Origin of the sequence: Kineococcus aridisoli (genome assembly GCF_050871885.1) — a bacterium.
Lineage (GTDB): Bacteria > Actinomycetota > Actinomycetes > Actinomycetales > Kineococcaceae > Kineococcus.
The window spans coordinates 1-23,923 of sequence record NZ_JBJLSF010000034.1 but is presented as its reverse complement, the minus strand read 5'-3'; the positions used below and the strand labels follow the sequence as shown (position 1 = coordinate 23,923).

Genomic DNA, 23,923 nt, shown 5'->3' with positions numbered 1-23,923 from the left:
CGGGGCGCGCCCCGCTCAGCGCAGGGTGAACTGGCGGACCTCGGCGTCCAGCGCGCCGGCGACCTGGGCGAGCTCGCCGACGGAGCTGCGCACCGCGCCGACCTCCGCCGTCGTGCCCTCCACGGCGCCGGCCGTGCCGGCCAGGGCGGTGGCGATGCCGGAGGAGCGGCCGGCGGCGGTGTGCAGCGTGCCGCTGACCGAGGTCGTGGTGGCCAGCTGCTCGGCCACGGCGGCGGCGATGGTGGCCTGCAGCTCGTCGATGGAGGCGATCGTCTCGGAGATGCGGGCGATGTCGGAGCGCACGGCGGCCGCCTCGGACTGCACGGCCGTCAGCGTCGGGGCGATCTCCTCGGTGGCCTGCGCCGTCTGGCGCGCGAGCTCCTTGACCTCCTCGGCGACGACCGCGAACCCGGCACCGGCCTCCCCGGCGCGGGCGGCTTCGATGGTGGCGTTGAGCGCCAGCAGGTTGGTCTGGGCGGCGATCGCGGTGATCGTGCGCAGCACGTCGGCGATCTGCTGGGAGCTGTCGCCGAGGCGCTCGACGGTGCCGCTGGCGGTCTGGGCCAGCTGCACGGCCTCCGCGGCGACGAGGGTGACGCTGCTGGTCGTCGCGGAGACCTCGTCGGCGGCCACGCGCAGCTGCTCGACGGCGTCGGAGACCTCGTGGACCCCCTCGGAGACCGAGGTGGCGTCACCGGTGATCTGGCCGATCTCGGCGGCGGTGCTGTCCGCGGCGCCGGAGAGGCGGTCGCTGGCGCTGGCGAGGGCGCCGGCGGCACCGGTGACCCGGGCGGCGCCGCTGCTCATCGCGGTCACGGCCTCGCGCACGGCCGCGGTGGCCTCGTCGAGCGCACGGCCCATGGCGCCCAGCTCGTCCTCGCCGTGCTGCTCGCCGGGAGCCAGGACGGTGGCGGACAGGTCGCGGGCGGCGACGCGGCGCAGCACCCCGGTGAGCCGGCCGATGCGGCGCACGAGGGAGCGGGCCAGGAAGGCGATGACACCGGCCATGGCGAGGGCGACGCCGGCGCCCAGCACGACGGTGTTGCGCACCAGGTCCGCGCCGGCCTCGGCGACGTGGTCGGAGACGGCGGCGGTCTCGGCCTGCGGCAGCCAGCTGGTGACGACCCAGTTGTAGGCGGGGTAGCGCGTGATGCCGACGGTGTAGCGCCCGGAGTCCAGCTCCACGGTGCGGGTGGTGAACCCGTCGGGCTCCAGGCCGGCCGCGGCCTCCAGCAGCGCCGGGACGTACGCCCGGCCGTGCGCGTCCTGCGCCTCGGCCATGGCCTCGCCGTCGGTGCCGCCGTCGGGGGCGACGACGGCGGTGCCCTCGGTGCCGGCACCGCTGGAGAAGACGGCCAGGTACCCGTGCTCGCCGACGGTGGACCCGGCCAGCGCCGCGCGCAGCGGCGCGGTCACCTCCGCCTGCGGCAGCCCGACGAAGACGGCGCCGACGACCTCCTCCCCGGCCTTCAGCGGGGCGTAGACGGTGGCGTACGGCTTGTCGACCACGGTCGCGGTGCCGTGGTAGGTCTGCCCGGCCAGCAGGGTCTTCACGACGGCGTTGGGGGTGCCGTCGGCGCCGGTGGCGGGGATGAAGGTGCCGATGGCGCGCGAGCCGCTGGCGCCGACGACGGTGGTGGCGACGCGCAGCATGCTGCCGTCGGGCATCCTCTGGAAGACGGTGGTGGCCGCGCCGGTCAGCGCCGCCGCCTCGTCCAGGCCGGGCACGACGGCCGCGGGGTCGCCCTGCTGGCCCAGCCAGGTGCCGCCGAAGCGCAGGCTGGGCAGCGTGAGGGTGCTCTTGTCCTTGGTCACCTGGTTGGTGGCGCTCCAGGTCACCTGCTGACCGGCGTCCAGGCCGGGCGCCCCCAGCTGCGAGAGCCGGTCGGTGGTCACCCGCAGGTTCGCGTCGAGCATGGCCTGCACGGCGGCGGCCTGGGTCGTCACGGTCGTCTGGACCTGGGCGCCGGTGTCGGCGAGGGTCCGCTCGGACATGGTGCGCACGTTCGCGGCGGTGTCCTGCGTGAGCTCCTCCACCTGCCAGGCGCTCAGCGCGCTGAGCAGGCCCGCCGTGACGACGACGGCGCCGACACCGGGCAGCAGCAGCTGCGAGCGGAGCGTGCGGGGACGCAGGGAGATGGCCACGGTGCTCCATCGGCCGTCCGGGGGCGGGACTTCAGTCCCGGGTCCGCACTTCCCGCACGCGGTGCCGCAGGGCCGCGGCGGGCGCGGCGGCGCCCTCAGCCGGCCGGCGGGTGGTCGCCGGTGCGGCCGTCGACGAGCTCGCGCAGCACGTCCAGGCGGCCGGCGTGGCGGGCGGTCTCCTCGATCGCGTGCAGCAGCGCCCAGCGCAGGGTGACGACCGTGCCGTCGGGGGTGGTGCCGCGCTCGGTGATCTTCAGCTCCCGGATCGCCTCGTCGGCGGCGGCGCGGGCCCCCGCGTAGTAGGCCAGGACGCCGTCGGCGGTCTCCCAGGGGTGCACGCGCCGGTCGGCCCGGGGGTCCTCCTCGAACGCCGCGGCCGGGATGTGCTCGCTGGGCCGGCCGAAGGTGGCGCAGAACCAGGTGTACTCCGCGGAGGCCAGCTGCTTGACGGTGCCCAGCAGGGTCGTGCCCGAACCGACGAGGTGGCGGCGCAGCTGCTCGTCGTCGAGGTCCCGGAGCTTCCACAGCACCGCCTCGCGGTGGCGCTGCAGGCTCGCCACGAGGCTGGGCTTCTCACCGGCGGTGGGCGGGACGACCGTCATGGCCGGAAATCTACGATCACCGAGCGTGCACGGCCAGTCCGGGGGGCTGCGCGCCGGCCGTCCGCGCGGCACGCTGGTGCCGTGGACGCCCCCCGCCCCGCGGCGCGGCTGTCGGCGACGGTGCTCGACACCCCCGACCCGATCGCCCTCGCCGCCTTCTACCGCCACCTGCTCGGCTTCGAGACCGAGGAGGAGGGCCCGGACTGGGTGGAGCTGCGCGACCCGGGCGGTGGTGCCGGGCTGTCCTTCCAGCGCGAGGAGGAGCACGTGCGGCCGGTCTGGCCCGGGCGCGCCGGCGAGCAGCGCATGCAGACCCACCTCGACGTCCGCGTCGACGACCTGGAGGCCGCCGTCGCGCACGCCGTCGCCGGCGGGGCGAGCGTGGCCGCCTTCCAGCCGCAGGAGGGCGTGCGGGTGCTGACCGACCCCGACGGGCACGTCTTCTGCCTGTACCTGCCCGGCTGGTGAGCCCCGGGTAGCCTCCGGCGGGTGACCAGCTCGACCCCGCGGGTGGCGGGCCTGTTCCTGTACCCGGTCAAGGGGCTGACCCCGCAGCCGCTGGCCGAGGTGGCGCTGAGCGCGGGGCGCGCCTTCCCGCACGACCGGACGATCGCGCTGGCCCGCCCCGGCGGGCGCTACGCACCCGGCCTGGCGCACGGCATCTCCAAGCAGGAGTTCTTCGTCCTCGTGGCCGAGGCCCGCCTGGCGGCCCTGGAGACCTCCCACGACGTCGCCACCGACGTCCTGACGGTGCGGGTGCGCGGGCACGAGGTGCTCAGCGCCGACCTGTCGACACCGGCCGGCCGCGCCGACCTGCTGGCCTTCTACGCCCGCGTCCTGGACCTGCCGCCGGGGGTGGAGCCGGTCCTCGCCCGCGACCCGGGCCGCCGCTTCACCGACACCGCGCACGCCTCCGACCGCGCCATGGAGTTCGTCTCCCTGCTGAACCTGGCCTCGGTGCGCGACTTCGCCGGGCGGGTCGGCGCGCCGGTCGACCCGCTGCGCTTCCGCGCCAACGTGCACCTGGAGGGCCTGGAGCCCTTCGCCGAGACCGAGCTGGTGGGGCGCGAGTTCACCCTGGGCGGGGTGCGGTTGCGGGGGACGAGCCCGACGGTGCGCTGCGCGGCCACCGAGGTGCAGCCGGGCACCGGCCGGCGCGACCTGCCGGTGCCGCAGCTGCTGGCGCGCACCTACGGCCACGAGGTCATGGGCTTCTACGCCGAGGTCGTCGAGGGCGGGCTGCTGGCCGACGGCGCCCCGCTGGGCCTGCCGCGGGCGGTGGCCGGTGCCCGCTGAGGCGTCCGGGGACCTGCACCTGCTGGTCGCCCAGCGCGAGGAGCTCACCGCCGACGTCGTCCGCCTCGTGCTGCGCGACCCGGCCGGTGCGCCGCTGCCCGGCTACCGCGCGGGCGCGCACGTCAGCCTCACCACCCCCTCGGGGCAGCGCCGCAGCTACAGCCTCGTCGAGCCCGGCTCGCGGCGGCCGGAGCACTACGCGATCTGCGTGCGCCGCGACGCCGGGGGCCGCGGCGGCTCGGTGAGCCTGCACGACGAGGTCGCGGTCGGCGACGTGCTGGCGGTGGGCGCCCCGGCCAACGGCTTCGCGCTGCGGCGGGCCGGGCGCTACCTGTTCATCGCCGGCGGCATCGGCATCACGCCGGTGCGGGCGATGGTGGCCGAGCTGCGCCAGCGGGCCGCCGCCGGCGCGGGCCCGCGCGTGGAGCTGCTCTACCTGACCCGCACCCCGGAGGAGACCGTCTTCCTCGACGAGTTCTCCGGCGCCGACGGCAGCCTCGTGCACCACTCGGCGCTCTCGGGCCGGCTGGACCTGTGGCCGTGGCTGGCCGAACCCGACGACGACGCCCGCGTCTACTGCTGCGGGCCGACGGCCCTGGTGGAGGAGGTGCTGGCGCTCACCGCGCACTGGCGGCCCAGCCGCGTCCACGTCGAGGACTTCGCCGGTGTCGACCCGCTGGGCGGGCGGCGCACCCCGTTCACCGCCGTGTGGGAGCCGACGGGGGCGCGCGTGGAGGTCGGCGCCGACTCCTCGCTGCTGTCGGCGCTGCGCCGGGCGGGGGTCGAGGTCGAGGCCTCCTGCGAGTCGGGGACCTGCGGCACCTGCCGGCTGCGGCTGCTCGCCGGGGACGCCGACCACCGCGACCTGGTCCTCACCGACGAGCAGCGGCGCACGCAGGTCATGGCCTGCGTCTCGCGCGCGGTGTCGCAGGAGCTGGTGGTGGCCCCGCCGGGCTGATCCGGCGGGGCCGTCCCGCACCCGGCCCGGCGGGTGCGCTCAGCCCGCCTCGCCCGCGCGCACGCGGGCCAGGAACGTGCGGGTGCGCTCCTCGCGGGGGTTCGCGATGACCTCCGCCGGGGTGCCGCGCTCGACGACGACGCCGCCGTCCATGAAGACGACCTGGTCGGCGACCTCGCGGGCGAAGCCCACCTCGTGGGTGACGACGACCATCGTCGTGCCGTCGTCGGCGAGCTCGCGCATCACCGACAGCACCTCGCCGACCAGCTCCGGATCCAGCGCGCTCGTCGGCTCGTCGAAGAGCATGAGCTTGGGCTGCATCGCCAGCGCTCGCGCGATCGCCACCCGCTGCTGCTGGCCGCCGGACAGCTGCGCGGGGTAGTTGCCCGCGCGGTCGGCCAGCCCGACGCGCTCCAGCAGCGCGCGGGCGCGCTCGTGGGCCTGCGCCCGGGGCAGCCCGCGGACCCGGATCGGCGCCTCGACGACGTTCTCCAGCGCGGTCATGTGCGGGAAGAGGTTGAAGCGCTGGAAGACCATGCCGATGTCGCGGCGCTGGGCGGCGATCTGCTTGTCGGTCAGCCGGTGCAGCCGGCCCCCGCGCTCGGCCAGGCCCACCAGCTCGCCGTCGACCCAGATGCGGCCGCCGTCGATGCGCTCCAGGGAGTTGATGCAGCGCAGGAACGTCGTCTTGCCCGAACCGGAGGGCCCGAGCAGGCAGACGACCTCGCCGGCGGCCACGTCGAGGTCGATGCCCTTGAGCACCTCGACGTGCCCGAAGGCCTTGGTGACGTTGCGGGCCCGCACCACCGGGGTCGCCGGCGCGTGCGCGGGTGCACCCGCGGGCGTGCTCACTTCGCGCCCCCCGGGCCGAGGGAGACGCCCGCCGCCGCGGGACGCCGCGGCGAGGCGCCGTGGCCGCGGCCGAAGCGGCGCTCCAGGAAGTGCTGCCCGACCATGAGCAGCGAGGTGGCCAGCAGGTAGTACAGGACCGCCGCCATGTTGGAGGCCATCACCTCGTAGGTCTGGTTCTTGATCTGCGACACCCGGTAGAACAGCTCGGTCGTCACCGGGATCGCCACGAGCAGCGAGGTGTCCTTGAGCATCGCGATCACCTCGTTGCCGGTCGGCGGCACGATGACGCGCATCGCCTGCGGCAGGACCACCCGGCGCATCGCCAGCCGCTTGGTCATCCCCAGCGCCTCGGCGGCCTCGTGCTGGCCCCGGTCCACGCTCAGCAGCCCGGCGCGGGCGATCTCGGCCATGTAGGCGGCCTCGGACAGCCCCAGGCCGACGATGCCGCCGAACACGCCGCCGAACAGCGCGTACAGCGCCTGCTGGTCGATGGTCAGCAGCCGCAGCTGCGGCGTGCCGAACCACTGGGTGAGCAGGAAGTCGAACGGCACCCCGATCGAGAGCCCCGTCGCGAACAGCGCCCCGAGGCCACCGGTCAGCGACAGCAGCACGTAGCGCGGGACGGCGCGGAAGAACCACGTGAACGTCCAGGACACCCCGGCCAGGACGGGGTTGTCCGACAGCCGCAGCACGGCCAGCAGCACCCCGCCGACGATGCCGATGACCATCGCGCACACCGTCGTGAACAGCGTCCCCACGAGCAGGCCGCGCAGGACGATGTTCTGGTTCATCACCTCCAGGGTGAAGCCCCAGTCGAAGTTGTCGTTGGTGACCAGCAGGTGCGCGAGCATGAGCACGAGCACCGCGATGACGGCCACCGCCACCCAGCGCCACGGGTGGCGCACCTCGACGGCGTCGATCCGGCCGGGACGCTCCCCGGCGTCCCCGGCCGCCTCCCGCGGGGGCTGCGGGCCGCTCACGAGAGCGCCGGGTTGACCGGGAACTCCGTGACCGCACCGTCCTCGGCGCCCCAGGTGGCCAGGGCCGCGGTGTAGGCGCCCTCGTCGGCGAGCTGCTGCAGGGCCTGCGAGATCGCCTCGGCCCCCTGCACCTGCTCCTTGGGCACGACGATGCCGTACGGGGCGGCGTCGTAGATCTCCCCGGCCAGCTCCAGCGCGTCACCGGTCTGCTTCACCGCGTAGGCGGCGATGGGGGAGTCGGCGAGCATGGCCACCGCACGGCCCTGCACGACGGCCGTGGTGGCGTCCTCCTGGCTGTCGAAGGCGAGCACCTCGATGGCGGGCTGCCCCGCGTCGGTGCAGGCCTTGGTGCGCGCGGGCAGGTCGTCGTCGCTCTGGGTGGTGGCCGACTGCACGGCGACGGTCTTGCCGCAGGCGTTCTCCGGGTCGACGCCCTCGGGGTTGCCCTTCGCCACGACCCACTGGGTGCCGGCGTTGAAGTACTGGACCATGTTCACCTGGGCCAGGCGGTCGGCGTTGATCGTGAACGAGGAGATCGCGACGTCGTAGCGGTTGCCCGTCACACCGGTCAGCAGCGTGTCGAAGCCGGCGTTGGAGTACTCCGCCCGCACCCCCAGCTTGGCGGCGACGGCGTCCATCACGTCGATGTCCATGCCCTTGACGGTGTCGCCCTCGAGGAACTCGTTGGGCGCGTACTCGGCGTTGGTGCCCACGCGCAGCACGCCGGAGTCGCGCACCGACTGCGGCAGCATCGCCGTCAGCGCCGGGTCCGCGCTCGTGGCGGCGGTGGGCGCCGCGGACCCGCTCGCCGACGACGTCGTCGAGGAGGCGCCACCGGACAGGGAGTCGGAACCGCAGCCGGCCAGGGCCAGACCGGTGGCGGCGAGGGCGCCGGCCGCGCTCAGGAACGAGCGGCGGGACGCGCGGCGGGTGGGACGAGCGAGCACGGGGAACCTCCGTCGGCGGGTGTCGAGCGTGCACAGTGTGGACCACGCGGCGGCCGGGCTGTGCACCGTGCCCGGTCGCGGGTCCGTTCGTAACGCAGTCGTCACACCACCGCGGCACCCGTGCGGTCGCGCACCGGCGCCGCGGTGAGCGAGGAGGCCAGCGTGCGCCGCAGGGCGGGCGCGCCCCGGCGAGTGGTGGCGTGGTCGACCTCCAGCCGCGCGGTGCCGTCGGGCTGCAGCACGACCGTCATGACCCCGTTGTCGAACCACGGCCCGTGCTCCACCGCCCACGCCACGGCCGGCTCGCGCACCCCGGCGGCCAGCGCCAGGGTGCGCGTCAGCGCCCGCACCGGCCGGCTGTCCAGCACCCGGTTGGCGGTCTTGACCACCCGCTGCAGCGGGTTGCGGAACGGCGACATGACGAGCTGGTGCACGGCGGTGCGCGCCGGGTCGACCCCCGGCAGGCGCACCCGCGCGGTGTAGCTGCAGTGCACGTCGCCGGAGAGCAGCAGCACGCTCGCCGGTGCCCCGGGGGAGCGCCCGACCTCGCCGAGCAGGCCGACGAGGTCGCGGAAGGAGCGGTGGAAGGCCGCCCAGTGCTCCAGGTCGGCGGCCTGGCGCAGCCGCTCCGCCAGCCGGGCCGCCAGCGGCCCCCAGCGGCCGTCGGCCACCGCCTCGTCGAAGGTCTCTGCGTGGTGGATGCCGTGCAGCAGGAAGGCGGGCAGCGTGGTGGCCAGCAGCAGGTGCCGCGCGCCCTCGGCGCGCCCGTCGCCGAGGGCCTGCGCCCGCACCCAGGCCCACTCCCGCTCGTCGGTGATGCGCCGCGCGCCCGGCTCCAGGCGGCGCGCGCAGCGCGAGTCCACGGCCACCAGCCGGACGCTCCCGAGGTCGCGCGAGAAGCTCCAGCGGGCGCTGGTGGCGTCCTCGTCGGCGCGGGAGGCGAAGGCGTCGAGGACGGCGTCGCGCTCGGCGTCGTCCTCGGTCGCGCGCAGCCGCTCCAGCAGCGGGTCGGTGGCGAGCTCGTCGGGGGGCAGGTTGCCCAGGTGCTGGTAGACCCAGTAGCTGGCGAAGGCGCCGGCGACGCGGTCGCGCCACCACGGCCGGGCGCTGACCTGCTCGCGCCAGGCCTGCGAGGTGTTCCAGTCGTCGCGCAGGTCGTGGTCGTCGAGCAGCATGCAGGTGGGCACCGTGGACAGCAGCCAGCGCACCGCCTCGTGGCCCCACGTCTCGTGGTAGAGCCAGGTGTACTCCTCGAAGTCGCCGATCTCGTCGCGCACCTCGGGGGCGCCCTCGGCCCGGCCGTCGTTGCGCGCGCGCAGCCGCTCGACGATGCCGGGGTTGGGGTCGTCGGCGTAGACCTGGTCGCCCACGAAGAGCATGAGGTCGGGCCAGGCCTGCTCGGGGTCGCCCTCGACCATCCGGTGCGCCAGCGCGCTCAGCGCGTCGACGCCGACGAGCGCGGTGGACTCCGGCCCGTCGTCGCCGGCGCGCCGGCAGGAGCCGAAGGCCAGCCGCAGCGGCTCCCCGTCGGCGGGGGTGCGGATCTCGCTGGCCGGCCAGCGCGAGCCCGCCGGCGGCCACAGCACCCGCTCCGCGCCGCTGCCGCCCGCACCGCTGCCGGCGCGGACGGTGTACGGCAGCCGCCGGCCGCTCGGCAGGCCCTCGACGACGACGAGGGCGTAGTGGTGCCCGTGCAGGCCCAGGGTGCGGGAGCTGCCGCTGACGACCTCGCCCGAGGGCAGCCGGACGTCGACGTGCACCTCGCCCGGGCCGTCGAGCTCGACCCAGACGGTGGCGCGGGTGGCGTCGACGAAGCGCAGCAGCGGTCCGAGCAGCAGGGCGGGCACTGGGTCATGGTGGACCACCGCGGCCGGCGCGGGAGCATCGGAGGCGTGGACCGACCCGTTCGCCGCCTGGAACGCCACCCGGACGCCGCGCTCGACCCCGCGGCGTGGCCGGACTCGATCCCCGCGGTGGCCCAGCTGCTCACCGACGGCCTGGACCTGCCGGCCGGGGTGACCTTCCTCGTCGGGGAGAACGGCACCGGCAAGTCCACGATCGTCGAGGCGGCCGCCGAGGTGCTGGGCGTGCACCCCGAGGGCGGCTCGAGCGCGCACCTGGCCGGGGCCGACCGCGGTCGCGGCGCCGACCGCTCGGGGCTGGCGCAGCGGCTGCGGGTGGTGCGCTCCGCGGGGCGGCGCCGCTCCGCGTTCTTCCTGCGCGCCGAGACCGCCCACCGCTTCTACACCTACCTGGAGGAGGCGGGGCAGCGGGGCGAGGGGCCGCCGCCGCCGCACCCGCTGCACCGCCTCAGCCACGGCGAGGGGTTCACCGAGGTGCTGCTGAACAGCCCGTGGGTGCGCGAGGCCACGGTGCTGCTGCTCGACGAGCCGGAGTCGGCGCTGTCGTTCGGCAACCAGCTGCTGCTGGGCGCCGCCCTGGCCGCCGCGGCCGCCGAGGGCCGGCAGGTGCTGTGCGCGACGCACTCGCCGCTGCTGACGGCGCTGCCCGGAGCGCACGTGCTGCAGCTGGACGAGCGCGGCATGAGCCCGGTGGACTGGGAGGACCTGGGGGTCGTGCGGGAGTGGCGCTTCTTCCTCGACGCCCCCGAGCGCTTCTGGCGCCGGGTGCTGTGAGGTGCGCTCAGGGCTGCGGCACGCCCAGCCAGTCGTACCAGCCGCTGTGCAGCACCAGCCAGGCCAGCAACCCGTAGCCGGCCTGGCCGGGGTGCACGCCGTCGGAGGCCGCGAGGTCGGCGTACCAGTCCTCGTGCTCGGCCAGCGGGGAGAAGGTGTCCACGTAGGCGATGCGGCGGCGGGCGCAGACGTCGGCGAAGGCGTCGGCGAGGTCGCCGATGCGCTCGTTGCGCTCGGCGTCGGACACCGGCGTCGGGCCCACCACGAGCGTGGGCAGGCCGCGCGCCTCGCACTCGTCGAGCACGTTGGCGAGGTTGAGGCGGCTGCGGGCCAGGGTGGTGCCCGCGTCGAGGTCGGCGTGGCCGAGGCCCACGACGAGGCGGTGCTCGTCGCCGCCGCCGAAGCGGCGGGTGGTCTCCTCGCGCCAGCGGGCGTTGAGGTCCGTGGTCGTCTCGCCGGGCACGCCGAGGGGGAAGAGGGTGATGTCGCGGTCCTCGCGGGGGGTGCGCGCCGAGACGCGGCCCACCCAGCCCAGCGCCCGCGGGTCGCCGACGCCGGTGACGAACTCGTCGCCGACCAGGCACACCCGCACGTCGTAGCGGCCGTTCACTGCTGGTCCTCGCGCACGGGCGTGGTGCTCCTGTCATCGGTGGGGGAGTGCCCGAGCGAGGATAGTGCCCTCAGGTCCCGCCTCCTGCTCGTCGGGCACAGCGTACGACGGCGCCCCCGCCACCGGAGCGGTGGCGGGGGCGCCGGGGGCGCGGTGCGTCAGCGGGCGAAGGCCTCCTCGACGAGCGCGCGCTGCTCGGCCTGGTGCCGCTTGGCCGACCCGGCGGCCGGCGAGGCCGAGGCCGGGCGGGAGACCCGGCGCAGCCGGCGCGGCGAGGCGGAGGACATCCCCATCGCCACGTGGGTCCAGCCGCCCTGGTTGGCCGGCTCCTCCTGCACCCACACCAGCTCGGCGTCGGGGTGGGCGCCGACGACCTCCAGGATCCGCTCCAGCGGCAGCGGGGCCAGCTGCTCCACGCGGACGATCGCCGTCGTGGTGTCCCCGCGCGCGGTGCGCTCGGCGACGAGGTCCCAGTAGACCTTGCCGGAGCACAGCAGGACCCGGGTGACCGCGGAGGCGTCCAGGCCGGCGGTGTCGGCGATGACCTCCTCGAAGGTCCCGCTGGTGAAGTCCGCGACGTCGGACTGGGCCGCCTTCAGGCGCAGCATCGACTTGGGGGTGAAGACGATGAGCGGCTTGCGCGGGCGGGCGTGGGCCTGCCGGCGCAGCAGGTGGAAGTAGCTCGCCGGCGTCGTGGGCACCGCGACCGTCATGTTGTCCTCGGCGCACAGCTGCAGGAACCGCTCGATGCGCCCGGAGGAGTGGTCCGGGCCCTGGCCCTCGTAGCCGTGCGGCAGCAGCAGGACCACCGACGAGCGCTGGCCCCACTTCTGCTGGCCGGCGGCGATGAACTCGTCGATGACCGTCTGCGCGCCGTTGAAGAAGTCGCCGAACTGCGCCTCCCACAGCACCAGGGCGTCCGGGCGCTCCACCGAGTAGCCGTACTCGAAGCCCATGGCCGCGTACTCGCTGAGCAGCGAGTCGTAGATCCAGAACTTCGCCTGCTCGGCGCCCTCGCGGCCCAGGTGCAGCAGCGGGGTCCACTCCTCACCGGTGATGCGGTCGGTGAGCACGGCGTGGCGGGAGACGAACGTGCCGCGGCGCGAGTCCTGGCCAGCCAGGCGGATCGGGGTGCCCTCCATGAGCAGCGAGCCGAAGGCCAGCAGCTCGCCCCAGCCCCAGTCGATGCCGCCCTCGGTCGACATCTGCGCGCGCTTGTCGAGCAGCTGCCGCAGCTTGGGGTGGACCGTGAAGCCCTCCGGCGGGTTCGCCTGCACCCGGCCGATGTGCTCGAGCACGGCGGCGTCCACGGCCGTGGGCCGCTCGCCCTGCGGCGCCTGGTCGTCGGCCTCCTGGGCGGAGGGGCGCTCCAGGCCGCCGCGGCTGTCGCCGTCGCCGGAACCGGTGTGCTTGCCGGACTCCTTGGTCTCGGCGAAGGCGCGCTCCAGCTGGGCGGAGTAGTCGCGCAGCGCCTCCTCGGCGTCCTCGACCGAGATGTCGCCGCGGCCGATGAGCTGCTCGGTGTAGCTCTTGCGGACGCTGCGCTTCTTCTCGATGAGGTTGTACATCAGCGGCTGCGTCATCGACGGGTCGTCGCCCTCGTTGTGGCCGCGGCGGCGGTAGCAGACCATGTCGATGATGACGTCCTTGTCGAACGCCTGGCGGAACTCGAACGCCAGCTGCGCGACGCGGACGCACGCCTCGGGGTCGTCGCCGTTCACGTGGAAGATCGGCGCCTGGATCATGCGGCCGACGTCGGTGGCGTACACCGACGAGCGCGCCGAGGCGGGGGCGGTGGTGAACCCGACCTGGTTGTTGATGACCACGTGGATCGTGCCGCCGGTGCGGTAGCCGCGCAGCTGCGACAGGTTCAGCGTCTCGGCGACCACGCCCTGGCCGGCGAACGCCGCGTCGCCGTGCAGCAGCACCGGCAGGACGGGGAAGGACTTGCCCGCCATGTTGATCCGGTCCTGCTTGGCGCGCGCGACACCCTCCAGGACGGGGTCCACGGCCTCCAGGTGCGAGGGGTTCGCGGCGACGTAGACCTTCGTCTGCTCGCCGTCCTCGCCGGTGAAGGTGCCCTCGGTGCCCAGGTGGTACTTCACGTCCCCGGAGCCCTGGACGGTGCGCGGGTCCTGCACGCCCTCGAACTCGCGGAAGACCTGCGAGTAGCTCTTGCCGGCGATGTTGGTGAGGACGTTGAGGCGGCCGCGGTGCGCCATGCCCAGGCAGACCTCGTCGAGGCCGGTGGTCGCCGCGCGCGAGAGCAGGGCGTCCAGCAGCGGGATGACGGACTCCCCGCCCTCCAGCGAGAAGCGCTTCTGCCCGACGTACTTGGTCTGCAGGAACGTCTCGAACGCCTCGGCGGCGTTGAGCCGGCGCAGGACGCGCAGCTGCTCGGCCGCGCTGGGCTTGGCGTAGGGGCGCTCCACCCGGTCCTGGATCCAGCGGCGCTGCTCCGGGTCCTGGATGTGCATGTACTCGATGCCGACGGTGCGGCAGTAGGAGTCGCGCAGCACGCCGAGGACGTCGCGCAGCTTCATGTGCGCCTTGCCGCCGAAGCCGCCGGTGGGGAACTCGCGGTCGAGGTCCCACAGCGTCAGCCCGTGCGACTCGACCTCGAGGTCGGGGTGCACGCGCTGGCGGTACTCCAGCGGGTCGGTGTCGGCCATGAGGTGGCCGCGCACCCGGTAGGCGTGGATGAGCTCGACGACGCGGGCGGTCTTGTTGATCTGGTCGTCGTGCGAGACCGAGATGTCCGCCGTCCAGCGGATCGGCTGGTACGGGATGTGCAGCGCCCGGAAGACGCGGTCGTAGAAGCCGTCCTCGCCCAGCAGCTTGCTGTGCACGATGCGCAGGAACTCGCCGGAGCCGGCGCCCTGGATGATGCGGTGGTCGTAGGTCGAGGTGAGCGTGATGACCTTGCTCACGGCCAGCCGGGTCAGCGTGTCCTCGCTGGCGCCCTGGTACTCGGCCGGGTACTCCATGGCGCCGACGCCGATGATGGCGCCCTGGCCCTTGACCAGCCGCGGCACCGAGTGGACGGTGCCGATCGTGCCGGGGTTGGTCAGGCTGATCGTGGTGCCGGCGAAGTCGTCGGCGGTGAGCTTGCCGCCGCGCGCGCGGCGCACGACGTCCTCGTAGGCGCTCCAGAACTCCGCGAAGTCCTTGGTCTCGCACTCCTTGACCGCGGGCACCATGAGCTGGCGCGAGCCGTCGGGCTTGGGCAGGTCGATGGCGATGCCCAGGTTGACGTGCGCGGGCTGCAGGACGGCGGGCTTGCCCTTGGCGTCGGTGGTGTAGGCGGCGTTCATCGACGGCATCTGCCCCAGCGCCTCGACGACGGCGTAGCCGATGAGGTGCGTGAAGGAGACCTTGCCCCCGCGCGCCCGCTTGAGGTGGTTGTTGATGACGATGCGGTTGTCCACCAGCAGCTTCGCCGGGACGGCGCGCACGCTCGTCGCGGTGGGGACCTCGAGGGACTCCTCCATGTTCACCACCACGCGGGCGGCGGGCCCGCGCAGCGGCGAGACCACGTCGGTGGCCGGGGTGGCGTCGGGGGCCTTCGCCGGCGGCGCCACCGAGCGCGTGCCGGTGGCGGCGTCGGTCACGTCGCCGCGCGGGGGAGCCGCCTTCGGAGCGGGCGCCGCGGCGGGCTTCGCGGCGGGCTTCGCGGCGGCGGGCGCGGGCTGCGCCGCGGCGGTGGCCGAGCCGTTGGCCGAGCCCCGGGGTGCGCCGTTGGCCGAGCCCCGGGGTGCGCCGCCCGACGAGCCGTTCGCCTGGTGCGCCGGGGACCCGGCGCTGGGGGACCCGGCGGCGGGGGCGTCCTCGGCCCGCTCGGCGGGCGGGGTCGCCTGCGTCGTGCCGCCGGGGTTGTCCGCGGGCGCGTAGTCCGCGAAGAAGTCCCACCACGCCTCGTCGACGGAGTTCTTGTCGGCCTTGTACTGCTCGAACAGCTCGTCGACGAGCCACTCGTTGGGGCCGAATGCTGCTGCGATCTTGTCCTCGTGGTGCGAGGGCTGTGGAGGCACGGCGGTGTCGCCTTCTTCCTCGATGTCGGTCAACGCGGGCGCAGGTCCACCCTATCCCCGTGTGGTATGCGCCGCGGGCCGCGCTCAGCGCGGGGCGGTGCGCGCGCCGGTGCCCTCGCGTGCGACGTTCGTCACAGCCGGTGCATCGGGGGTCACCCTGGGCAGGTGCACGTCGATGCGGCAGCCGCCGCCGGGCGGTGTCGCGGCCACCCGGATCGTCCCGCCGTGCAGCTGCACCGCCCACCGCGCGATGGCCAGGCCCAGCCCGGTGCCGCCGTCGGTGCGCGCGCTGCCGCGCTGGAAGCGCTCGAAGACGCGCTCGCGGTCGGCGTCGGCGATGCCCGGGCCCTGGTCCTGCACGCTGATGCGGACGACCTCGCCGAGCGCGTGCGCGGAGACGACGACCCGCCCGCCCGGCGGGGAGTGCCGCGAGGCGTTGTCGAGCAGGTTGGCCACCACCTGGTGCAGCCGTGCGGAGTCCACCGCCACGCTCAGCCCCGGCGGGTCGACGTCCACGACGTACTGCACGTCGCGGCCCGTCATCGACATCGCCCGCGTCGCCTGCCCCAGGAACGGCTCCAGCGCGACGTCCTCGCGGTCCAGCGAGACCGCCCCGGCGTCCAGGCGCGAGAGGTCCAGCAGCTGCTCCACGAGCCGGCCCAGCCGCTCCGTCTGCGCCAGCGCCGTGCTCAGCGTCTCGTGGTCGGCCTCGGTGACGCCGTCCACGAGGTTCTCCATGACCGCGTGCAGCGCCGAGACCGGGGTGCGCAGCTCGTGGCTGACGTTGGCGACCAGCTCGCGGCGCTCGCGGTCGACGGCCTCGAGGTCCTCGGCCATGCGGTTGAAGGCGTCCGCGAGCTCGCCCACCTCGTCGCTGCTGGTCGAGCGCACCCGCCGCGAGTAGTCGCCCGTGGCCATCGCGCGCGCCGCGGCCGTCATGTCGCGCAGCGGGGAGGTCATCCCGCGCGCCAGCGCCTGGGTGAAGACGAGGGTGATGACGATGGCGATCGGCAGCGTGTAGCGCGGGCCGATGTGGTGGTAGAGCCCCTGCCAGACCAGCAGCGCGGCCACGGTCACCGAGGCCGCCACGAGCAGCGCCAGCTTCGTCTTCAGCGAGTGCACCGGGTCCAGCGGCCGCACGTCCGGCCACGGCCGGCGGGTGGCCGCCCGGGAGGCGCCGGCGCGCGCGTCGTGCGCGGCGCCGGTGATCGGGATCGGCCCCGTCAGCCCGGTGCCCTGCTGCTCGGGCGGGGGCGCCGTCACGGCGCCTCCTGGGTGCCGGTGGGCTCGAAGGCGTAGCCGACGCCGTGCACCGTGCGCACCAGGTCGGCGCCCAGCTTGCGCCGCAGGGCCTTCACGTGGCTGTCCACGGTCCGGGTGCCGGAGGCGTCGGCCCAGTCCCAGACCTCCTCCAGCAGCTTCTCGCGGGTCAGCACGGTGCGCGGGGAGCCGGCCAGGCAGACCAGCAGGTCGAACTCCGTGGGCGTCAGGTGCACCTCGGTGCCCGCGCGGCGCACCCGCCGCTGGGCCCGGTCGATCTCCAGCTCGCCGTCGGAGACGCTGAAGCGCATGGCCGGCGCCGCCTCGACGGGGGCGCCCACGAGGGCGCGGGCCCGCTCCACCCGGCGCACCAGGCCGTTGACCCGGGCCACCAGCTCGCGCATCGAGAACGGCTTGGTCATGTAGTCGTCGGCGCCCACGCCGAGGCCGACGAGCTTGTCGGTCTCGTCGTCGCGCGCGGTGAGCATGAGGACGGGCACCGGGCGGGCGGCCTGCACGCGCCGGCACACCTCCAGGCCGTCGAAGCCGGGCAGCATGACGTCCAGGACGACGACGTCCGGGCGCGTGCGCTCGCACAGCTCCACCCCGCTGGGCCCGTCGCCCGCGGTCTCCACGGTGTAGCCCTCCGCGCGCAGCCGGCGCGCGACCGCGTCGGCGATGGTCGGCTCGTCCTCGACGACGACGGCCGTGCGCGGGGAGGTGGGGGCCCCGCCGGCGCCGGCCGCGGGACCGGGCGAGGAGGTCGTTCCGGTGCTCATGGGCGCCAGCGTAGGCCGGTCCGCGCCCTCCGGACCCGTGCGCGGGCCGGACGGCTGCGGGGCGTGCACGGCCTCTGCACACCACCTCCCCGGGGGGGGGGGGGGGGGGGGGGGGGGGGGGGGGGGGGGGGGGGGGGGGGGGGGGGGGGGGGGGGGGGGGGGGGGGCGGCGGGGGGGGGGCGGTCGGCGCTCGGCGGCCCGCCCCCGCCCCCCCCCCCCCCCCCCCCCCCCGGCCACCCCCCCCCCACCACGGCGGGGAGGGCGACCTATCCTGGAGGGGTGCGCTTCCTCGACGGCCAGCGGCCGCAGCACGACCTGACCTACAGCGACGTCTTCCTCGCCCCCGCGCGCTCGGGGGTCGTCTCCCGCCTCGACGTGGACCTGTCGACCACCGACGGGACCGGGACGACGGTGCCGGTGGTCGTGGCGAACATGACGGCCGTCTCCGGCCGCCGGATGGCCGAGACGATCGCCCGCCGCGGCGGGATGGCGGTGCTGCCGCAGGACATCCCCGTCGACGTGGTCGCCGAGGTCGTCGCCTGGGTCAAGGAGCGCCACCCCGTCTTCGAGACGCCCGTGGTCCTGCACGAGCACGACACCGTCGCCGCCGCCCTGAACCTGCTGCCCAAGCGCGCGCACGGCGCGGCCGTCGTGCTCGACGACGACCGGCGCGTCCTGGGCGTGGTCACGGCCGCCGACTGCGCCGACGTCGACCGCTTCACCCAGGTCGGCGCCGTGATGAGCCCGTCGCCGGTGACCATCGACGCCGCCGTGGCCGAGGCCGACCTGGAGGCCGCCTTCGGCGTCCTGCACGAGGCCCGCCGCCGCTTCGCGCCCGTCGTGCGCGCCGGCGCCGGCGGCCCGGTGCTGGTGGGAGCGCTCACCCGCACCGGCGCGCTGCGCTCCACGGTCTACCGGCCCGCCCTCGACGCCGCCGGGCGCCTGCGGGTGGCCGCCGCCGTCGGCATCAACGGCGACGTGGCCGCGACCGCGAAGGCGCTGCTGGACACCGGGGTCGACACCCTCGTCGTGGACACCGCGCACGGGCACCAGGAGAAGATGCTCGAGGCGCTGCGCGCCGTGCGCGGCGTGGACCCGCAGGTGCCCGTCGTCGCCGGCAACGTCGTCACCGCCGCGGGCGTGCGCGACCTCGTCGAGGCCGGCGCCGACATCGTCAAGGTGGGCGTCGGCCCGGGGGCGATGTGCACGACGCGGATGATGACCGGCGTCGGGCGCCCGCAGTTCTCCGCCGTGCTGGAGTGCGCGGCCGCCGCCCGCGAGCTCGGCGCCCACGTCTGGGCCGACGGCGGGGTCCGCCACCCGCGCGACGTCGCCCTCGCCCTGGCCGCGGGCGCCAGCCAGGTCATGGTCGGCTCCTGGTTCGCCGGCACCCACGAGAGCCCGGGGGACCTGGCCGTGGACGCCGACGGCCGCCCCTACAAGGAGAGCTTCGGCATGGCCTCCGCGCGCGCGGTGGCCGCCCGCACCAAGGCCGACACCCCCTTCCAGCGGGCCCGCAAGGGCCTGTTCGAGGAGGGCATCTCCTCCTCGCGCATGCACCTGGACCCCGCTCGTCCCGGCGTGGAGGACCTGCTGGACCAGATCACCTCCGGCGTGCGCTCCTCCTTCACCTACGTCGGCGCCCGCACGGTGGCGGAGTTCGCCGAGCGCGCGCTCGTGGGGCTGCAGTCGCCGGCGGGCTACGAGGAGGGGCGGCCGCTGCCGGCCGGCTGGTGAGCGCGGTGGTCCGGGGGTGATCGTCGAAGGGCTGCGTCGCGCGGACGGCTCGCCCGTCGACGTCGTCACGAGCGGGTCCGGCCCGGGGCTGGTCCTCGTGCACGGCGCGCGCCCCGCCGCCGACCTCGCCAGGCTCGCCGACCGGCTCGGGCAGCGCTTCACCGTGCACCGCTACGACCGCGAGGAGGTCGGCGGCGGCGGCGCCCGCTACGCCGTCGCCGACGACGTCGCGCTGCTGGGCGCGGTCCTGGCGCACACCTGCGCCCGCCTGGTGCTGGGCCACGGCCTGGGGGGCCTCGTCGCGCTGCTGGCCACCGGGGCGCTGCTGGAGCGCTGCATCGACCGGGTCGCGGTCTACGACGCCGTGCTGCCGATCGACGGCTCGATCCCGGAGGAGGCGCTCGAGCAGGCCGCGCGGGCGCTGGCGACCGGGGCCCCGGACCTGGCGCTGGCCCACCTGGACCGCCACCTGCGCACCAGCTCCCTGGGGCGCACCGCCGCCGGCCGCTCCCAGCGCGTGCAGCGCCTGGTCGGCGGGGTGCTGGCCCGCACCGAGTGGGGGCGCTCGACCACCGCCCGGCTGCCGCAGGTGCTCGCCGAGACCCGTGCCGGGCTGCAGCTGGACTCCCCGGCCGACGTCTACGCGGGCCTGCCCGCCCGCGCGCTGCTGCTGACCGGCGAGCGCAGCCCCGAGCACTTCGGCGCCGCCGCCCGGGAGATGGCGGCGTGCGTGCCCTCCGCCACCGCGCTCGTGGCCGGCGGGTGCGGCCACGACTCGCTGCTGCGGGCGGCGCGGCGGTGCGTGCAGCCGCTGGAGGCGTTCCTGGCGGGGGACACGCTGTTCTGAGGCCGCCCCGGACGGCGTCCTCGGCGGATCCTCCGGCGGCGTCGCCGTCGGGGCGCGGGATCGGCGGCTGTCCCTAGAATCGTTCGGGTCATGAGCTCACCTGCCCGGGTCGACCCCGACCCCCCCAGTCCCCGCCGCTCCGGACGCCCGGCGCCGCCCGAGGAGCCGGCGTGCTGATCGAGTGGCTGCTCCTGCTCCTCGGGATCCTCCTCACCCTGGGGACCGCGGTCTTCGTCGCCGCCGAGTTCGCCCTCGTCACCCTCGACCGCTCCCTCGTCGAGAAGGCCGTCGAGGGCGGTGACCGCCGCGCGGCCGGGGTCCTGCCCGCGCTGCGCACCCTGTCCACCCAGCTGTCCGGCGCGCAGGTGGGCATCACCCTCACCACGCTGCTCGTCGGCTACCTCGTCGAACCCTCGCTGGCCACCCTGCTGGACGGCCCGCTGCGCGCCGCCGGGCTCAGCGACCCCACCGCCGACACCGTGGGCGTCGTCGCCAGCGTCGCCATCGCGGCCGCCTTCTCGATGGTCGTCGGCGAGCTCATCCCCAAGAACCTCGCGCTGAGCCTGCCGCTGCCCACCGCGGGCGTCGTCGCACCGCTGCAGCGCGGGTTCACGTGGGCCATCGGCCCGCTCATCGTCGTGCTCAACGGCAGCGCCAACAAGTTCCTGCGCGCCATCGGCGTCGAGCCACAGGAGGAGCTGTCCGGGGCGCGCTCGGCGCGCGAGCTGGCCGCGCTGGTCCGCCGCTCCGCCGACCTGGGCACCCTGGACGAGGGCACCGCCAACCTGCTCAGCCGCACCCTGCTCTTCGGCGACCAGACCGCCGCCGACGTCATGACCCCGCGGGTGCGGATGCAGGCCATCCGCCTGGACGAGACCGCCGCCGACGTCGTCGCCCGCGCCCGCAGCACCGGGCACTCCCGCTTCCCCGTCACCGGGGACGACGACGACGACGTGCGCGGCGTCGTCCACGTCAAGGCCGCCGTCGCCGTCCCCCAGGAGCGGCGCGCCGACGTGCCGGCCGCGGCCCTCATGGCCGACGTGCGCCGGGTGCCGGACTCGCTGCGCCTGGAGCCGCTGCTGCTGCAGCTGCGCCAGAAGGGCCTGCAGCTGGCCGTCGTCGTCGACGAGTACGGCGGGACCGCCGGTGTCGTCACGCTGGAGGACCTCGTCGAGGAGCTCGTCGGCGACGTCTCCGACGAGCACGACCGCGACCGCGGCGGGCTGCGCCAGCACCGCGACGGCTCCTGGACGGTGCCGGGGCTGGCCCGCCCGGACGAGGTCCGCGACGCCACCGGCATCGACGTGCCCGACGACCACGCCTACGAGACGGTCGCCGGCTTCGTCATGGCCCGCCTGCGGCGCATCCCCGCCGTCGGCGACGAGGTCGCCGTCGACGGCGCCGTCCTGCGCGTGGTGCGCATGGAGGGCCGTCGCGTCGAGCGGCTGCGGCTGCGCCCGCGCCCGGTGCCGGCCGACCCGCCCGGCACGACGACCGGCACGACGGGCACGACGGGTGCCGCGGGTGCCCAGGTGCCCGCCGCCTCCGCACCGGGTGCGCGCGAGGCGGACGCCCCGCAGCCGCACGGCGCCCGCTCCGCCCGCGCCCAGCACACCTCCGGAGGTGGCCGGTGAGCCCCCAGCTGTCCCTGCTCGCCGCCGTCCTGCTGCTGCTGGGCAACGGCTTCTTCGTCGGCGCCGAGTTCGCCGTGCTCTCGGCGCGGCGCAGCCAGATCGAGCCGCTGGCCGAGACCAGCGCCCGCGCCCGCTCGGCGCTGACGGCCATGGAGCACGTCTCGCTCATGCTGGCCACCTGCCAGCTCGGCGTGACGCTGTGCTCGCTGGGGCTGGGCGCGGTGGCCGAACCGGCGCTGGCGCACCTGCTCGAGCCGCTGTTCCACGCCGTGCACCTGCCCGAGGTGCTCATCCACCCCGTCGCGCTCGTCATCGCGCTGGCCGCGGTGACCTACCTGCACGTCGTGGTCGGCGAGATGATCCCCAAGAACCTCAGCATCGCCGGCCCCGACCGCGCCGTGCTGGTGCTGGCGCCGCCGCTGGTGGCCGTCGGGCGGGTCATCGGCCCGCTCATCCGGGCCCTCAACGGCCTGACGAACGCCGCGCTGCGCGCCCTGGGGGTCGAGCCCAAGGACGAGGTCTCCAGCGCGTTCACCGTCGAGGAGGTGCAGTCGATCGTCGCCGAGAGCCAGCGCGAGGGCACCCTCGACGACACCGGCGGCCTGGTCACCGGTGCGCTGGAGTTCTCCGACCGCAGCGTCGGGGACATCGCCGTCGCGCTGGAGGACCTGCGCACCCTGCCCGTGGGCGCCACCCCCGCCGACGTCGAGGCGCTGGTGGCCCGCACCGGCTACAGCCGCTTCCCCGTCCTGGACGCGGCCGGCGAGCTGGAGGGCTACCTGCACCTGAAGGACATCCTCTACGCCGACGACGACCGCTACCACGAACCGGTGCCGGACAAGCGGATCCGCCAGCTGGGCACCCTCGGCGAGGCCGAGGAGGTCGAGGACGCGCTCGCCGCGATGCGCCGCACCGGGGCGCACCTGGCCCGCGTGGTCGACGACCGCGGCCGGGTGACGGGGGTGGTCTTCCTCGAGGACGTCATCGAGGAGCTCGTCGGCGAGGTCAGCGACGCCATGCAGCGCGCCCGCACCTGAGCACCACCCCGAGCGGTGATCTTCCACGGTGCACCATGGAAGATCACCGCTCGGGAGGGTGGGGGACGGGGTCAGCGGCGGGCCAGGCGCCGGCCGCTGGGGGTCTGGGCGGGGACGTACTCCATCGCGTAGTGGGCGTAGATGCGCGGCTCGTCGTCCGGGCCGAGCTCCTCGTCGGTGGCGAACGCCGGAGCGGCCTTGACGAGGTCCTTGGGGTGGGCGACGCGGATGTCGTGCCGGCCGACGGCGGCCTGGTCCAGCGGCACCAGCACCGTCTTCTTGAACCCCACCAGGCCCGTCTCGACGGCGGCGAACAGCCACTCGTCGGTCGCCGAGTCGACGTAGACGGACGCGAGCGTCCCGATCCTGTCGTCGGCCGGGTCGACGACGGCGGCGCCCTTCCACTGGTTGAGGTCCTGCACGAGGATCGTCATGGCGACACTCTGGCCGACCCCTCCCGGCTCGGCCACCGGGCCGTGCGCGGGGTCTTCACAGGACGCACCCCTGCGCCGGTGCCGTCGTGGCCGCCGCGGGTGGGACGATGGGCGGCGGCATGAGCGAGCAGACCGAAGAACGCAAGACCCTGACCATCAACTGGCTGCAGATCGCCGGTGGCGCCCTCGCGGCGGTGACCTCCGCCTTCCTGCTGGCCGGGCTGAAGAGCCTCGGCTCCTACGGCACCCTGGTCGGTGCGGCGGCCGGCAGCGTCATCGCCTCCACGGCAGCGGCGATCTACAACCACTACCTCAACGTCAGCCGCGAGCGCCTCGCCGAGGCCGCCCGGCGCGCGCGCGAGCGCCACGGCGCAGGGCCCTCCCCGGTGCCGCCCGCGCAGGACGAGCACCCCGAGCGCACCGACCCGCCGGTGCCCGCACCCGGCGACGGGGCGGCGGACGACACCACCGGCCTGCCGCCGGTGCCGGTGCCGGACCCGCTGCCGCGCAAGCGCTTCCGCGGCCGCCACGCCGTGCTGCTGGGGGTCGTCGCCTTCCTCGTCTCCGTCGGCGGCATCTTCGTCTACGAGCAGGTGAACGGCGAGAGCGTCGCGGCCCAGCGCCAGGACAGGAGCACGCCGGTCTCCCGGGGCATCCTCGGCGGGGAGATCACCAGGGCGCCCTCGACGCCGACCGAGTCGGCCACCCCGACGGACACCCCCACGGCCACGGGCAGCGCCACGAGCACCGGCGAGGAGAGCGCCTCCTCCGACGCGACGGCCACGGACACCGCCACGGCGACGTCGAGCGCCACCGACGGCACCGGTGGGGAGTCGTCGCCGACCGCCTCGGCGCGCTCCTCCAGCTCCACGAGCTCCTCCAGCTCCACGAGCTCCACCGCCACGCGCACCGCGCAGCCGAACCAGGCCACCCGGGACGAGTCCCCGGACGCCTCGGCCGGCGCCTCCGCCGGCGCCTCGACGGGAGCCGCGGCGGGGTCCGCGCCCGGTGCCGCGGCGGGGTCCGCGGTGGAGGCCCCGCAGGGTTCGGGCGCCGCCCTCGGCGCCCCCGCGGACGCGGCCGGCGCGGCACCGGGCGAGTGAGCCCCGCTCCCGGGCCGCCGGCGGTGCGCACCGCC

Annotated in this window: 20 protein-coding genes; 9 read left to right on the top strand and 11 right to left on the bottom strand. The window is 75.6% G+C overall.

The window, feature by feature from the left end; genetic code table 11:
* Positions 1–15: 15 nt before the first annotated feature.
* Together ACRYM2_RS11325 and ACRYM2_RS11320 are read right to left on the bottom strand one after the other, a co-directional pair.
* Positions 16–2,145: a methyl-accepting chemotaxis protein gene (locus ACRYM2_RS11325; protein ID WP_432522411.1), complete on the bottom strand. Its 2,130-nt coding sequence runs from the start codon at positions 2,143–2,145 to the stop codon at positions 16–18.
* Positions 2,146–2,240: 95 nt separating this feature from the next.
* The gene (locus tag ACRYM2_RS11320; RefSeq protein ID WP_432522409.1) at positions 2,241–2,747 is read right to left on the bottom strand and encodes a DinB family protein; all 507 of its coding nucleotides are present in this window, start codon (positions 2,745–2,747) and stop codon (positions 2,241–2,243) included.
* An 81-nt stretch (positions 2,748–2,828) separates the two neighbouring features.
* Between ACRYM2_RS11320 and ACRYM2_RS11315 the strand changes: the two genes are divergently transcribed.
* The 3 genes from ACRYM2_RS11315 to ACRYM2_RS11305 are packed head-to-tail and all read left to right on the top strand — an operon-like array spanning position 2,829 to position 5,001.
* Positions 2,829–3,215 (top strand): VOC family protein, encoded by a 387-nt coding sequence (locus ACRYM2_RS11315; RefSeq protein WP_432522407.1) that lies wholly within the window; start codon positions 2,829–2,831, stop codon positions 3,213–3,215.
* Between the two features lie 21 nt (positions 3,216–3,236).
* Positions 3,237–4,043 (top strand): MOSC domain-containing protein, encoded by an 807-nt coding sequence (locus tag ACRYM2_RS11310; protein WP_432522405.1) that lies wholly within the window; start codon positions 3,237–3,239, stop codon positions 4,041–4,043.
* Complete coding sequence (locus ACRYM2_RS11305; protein ID WP_432522403.1) at positions 4,033–5,001, top strand: PDR/VanB family oxidoreductase; 969 nt, start codon at positions 4,033–4,035, stop codon at positions 4,999–5,001. The genes ACRYM2_RS11310 and ACRYM2_RS11305 overlap by 11 nt, the downstream gene beginning before the upstream one ends.
* A gap of 39 nt (positions 5,002–5,040) precedes the next feature.
* On the opposite strand, the gene ACRYM2_RS11300 is transcribed toward ACRYM2_RS11305, so the two are convergent.
* The 4 genes from ACRYM2_RS11300 to ACRYM2_RS11285 all read right to left on the bottom strand — a co-directional run bounded on the left by ACRYM2_RS11300 (position 5,041) and on the right by ACRYM2_RS11285 (position 9,627).
* Positions 5,041–5,853, bottom strand: a complete 813-nt coding sequence (locus tag ACRYM2_RS11300; protein ID WP_432522401.1) for an amino acid ABC transporter ATP-binding protein — start codon at positions 5,851–5,853, stop codon at positions 5,041–5,043.
* Positions 5,850–6,833: an amino acid ABC transporter permease gene (locus ACRYM2_RS11295; protein ID WP_432522399.1), complete on the bottom strand. Its 984-nt coding sequence runs from the start codon at positions 6,831–6,833 to the stop codon at positions 5,850–5,852. The genes ACRYM2_RS11300 and ACRYM2_RS11295 overlap by 4 nt, the downstream gene beginning before the upstream one ends.
* Entirely contained in the window at positions 6,830–7,780 is a 951-nt protein-coding gene (locus ACRYM2_RS11290; protein WP_432522397.1) for an ABC transporter substrate-binding protein, read from the bottom strand. Before ACRYM2_RS11290 ends, ACRYM2_RS11295 begins: the two co-directional genes overlap by 4 nt.
* Before the next feature lie 101 nt (positions 7,781–7,881).
* Complete coding sequence (locus ACRYM2_RS11285) at positions 7,882–9,627, bottom strand: DUF7800 domain-containing protein (protein WP_432522395.1); 1,746 nt, start codon at positions 9,625–9,627, stop codon at positions 7,882–7,884.
* Positions 9,628–9,672: 45 nt separating this feature from the next.
* Between ACRYM2_RS11285 and ACRYM2_RS11280 the strand changes: the two genes are divergently transcribed.
* Positions 9,673–10,416, top strand: coding sequence for an AAA family ATPase (locus ACRYM2_RS11280; protein WP_432522393.1), 744 nt, complete (start codon positions 9,673–9,675; stop codon positions 10,414–10,416).
* Between the two features lie 7 nt (positions 10,417–10,423).
* Here the strand turns inward: ACRYM2_RS11280 and ACRYM2_RS11275 are convergent, their stop codons facing one another.
* From ACRYM2_RS11275 to ACRYM2_RS11260, 4 genes are all read right to left on the bottom strand, one after another.
* Positions 10,424–11,026 (bottom strand): GDSL-type esterase/lipase family protein, encoded by a 603-nt coding sequence (locus tag ACRYM2_RS11275; protein WP_432522391.1) that lies wholly within the window; start codon positions 11,024–11,026, stop codon positions 10,424–10,426.
* 158 nt (positions 11,027–11,184) lie between these two features.
* Positions 11,185–15,057: a multifunctional oxoglutarate decarboxylase/oxoglutarate dehydrogenase thiamine pyrophosphate-binding subunit/dihydrolipoyllysine-residue succinyltransferase subunit gene (locus tag ACRYM2_RS11270; RefSeq protein WP_432522389.1), complete on the bottom strand. Its 3,873-nt coding sequence runs from the start codon at positions 15,055–15,057 to the stop codon at positions 11,185–11,187.
* Between the two features lie 84 nt (positions 15,058–15,141).
* Positions 15,142–16,320 (bottom strand): sensor histidine kinase, encoded by a 1,179-nt coding sequence (locus tag ACRYM2_RS11265; protein WP_432522387.1) that lies wholly within the window; start codon positions 16,318–16,320, stop codon positions 15,142–15,144.
* The gene (locus tag ACRYM2_RS11260; protein ID WP_432522385.1) at positions 16,317–17,096 is read right to left on the bottom strand and encodes a response regulator transcription factor; all 780 of its coding nucleotides are present in this window, start codon (positions 17,094–17,096) and stop codon (positions 16,317–16,319) included. The genes ACRYM2_RS11265 and ACRYM2_RS11260 overlap by 4 nt, the downstream gene beginning before the upstream one ends.
* 279 nt (positions 17,097–17,375) lie before the next feature.
* Between ACRYM2_RS11260 and ACRYM2_RS11255 the strand changes: the two genes are divergently transcribed.
* From ACRYM2_RS11255 to ACRYM2_RS11240, 4 genes are all read left to right on the top strand, one after another.
* Complete coding sequence (locus tag ACRYM2_RS11255; protein ID WP_432522383.1) at positions 17,376–18,833, top strand: GuaB1 family IMP dehydrogenase-related protein; 1,458 nt, start codon at positions 17,376–17,378, stop codon at positions 18,831–18,833.
* A gap of 16 nt (positions 18,834–18,849) precedes the next feature.
* The gene (locus tag ACRYM2_RS11250; RefSeq protein WP_432522381.1) at positions 18,850–19,680 is read left to right on the top strand and encodes an alpha/beta fold hydrolase; all 831 of its coding nucleotides are present in this window, start codon (positions 18,850–18,852) and stop codon (positions 19,678–19,680) included.
* Positions 19,681–19,850: 170 nt separating this feature from the next.
* A complete protein-coding gene (locus ACRYM2_RS11245; RefSeq protein ID WP_432522379.1) occupies positions 19,851–21,314 on the top strand; it encodes a hemolysin family protein in 1,464 nt (487 codons plus the stop codon).
* A complete protein-coding gene (locus ACRYM2_RS11240) occupies positions 21,311–22,351 on the top strand; it encodes a hemolysin family protein (RefSeq protein ID WP_432522377.1) in 1,041 nt (346 codons plus the stop codon). Before ACRYM2_RS11245 ends, ACRYM2_RS11240 begins: the two co-directional genes overlap by 4 nt.
* A 71-nt stretch (positions 22,352–22,422) precedes the next feature.
* On the opposite strand, the gene ACRYM2_RS11235 is transcribed toward ACRYM2_RS11240, so the two are convergent.
* A complete protein-coding gene (locus ACRYM2_RS11235) occupies positions 22,423–22,785 on the bottom strand; it encodes a PRC-barrel domain-containing protein (RefSeq protein ID WP_432522375.1) in 363 nt (120 codons plus the stop codon).
* Positions 22,786–22,904: 119 nt separating this feature from the next.
* On the opposite strand from ACRYM2_RS11235, the gene ACRYM2_RS11230 reads away from it, so the two are divergent.
* Positions 22,905–23,888: a hypothetical protein gene (locus ACRYM2_RS11230; protein ID WP_432522373.1), complete on the top strand. Its 984-nt coding sequence runs from the start codon at positions 22,905–22,907 to the stop codon at positions 23,886–23,888.
* Positions 23,889–23,923: the final 35 nt, after the last annotated feature.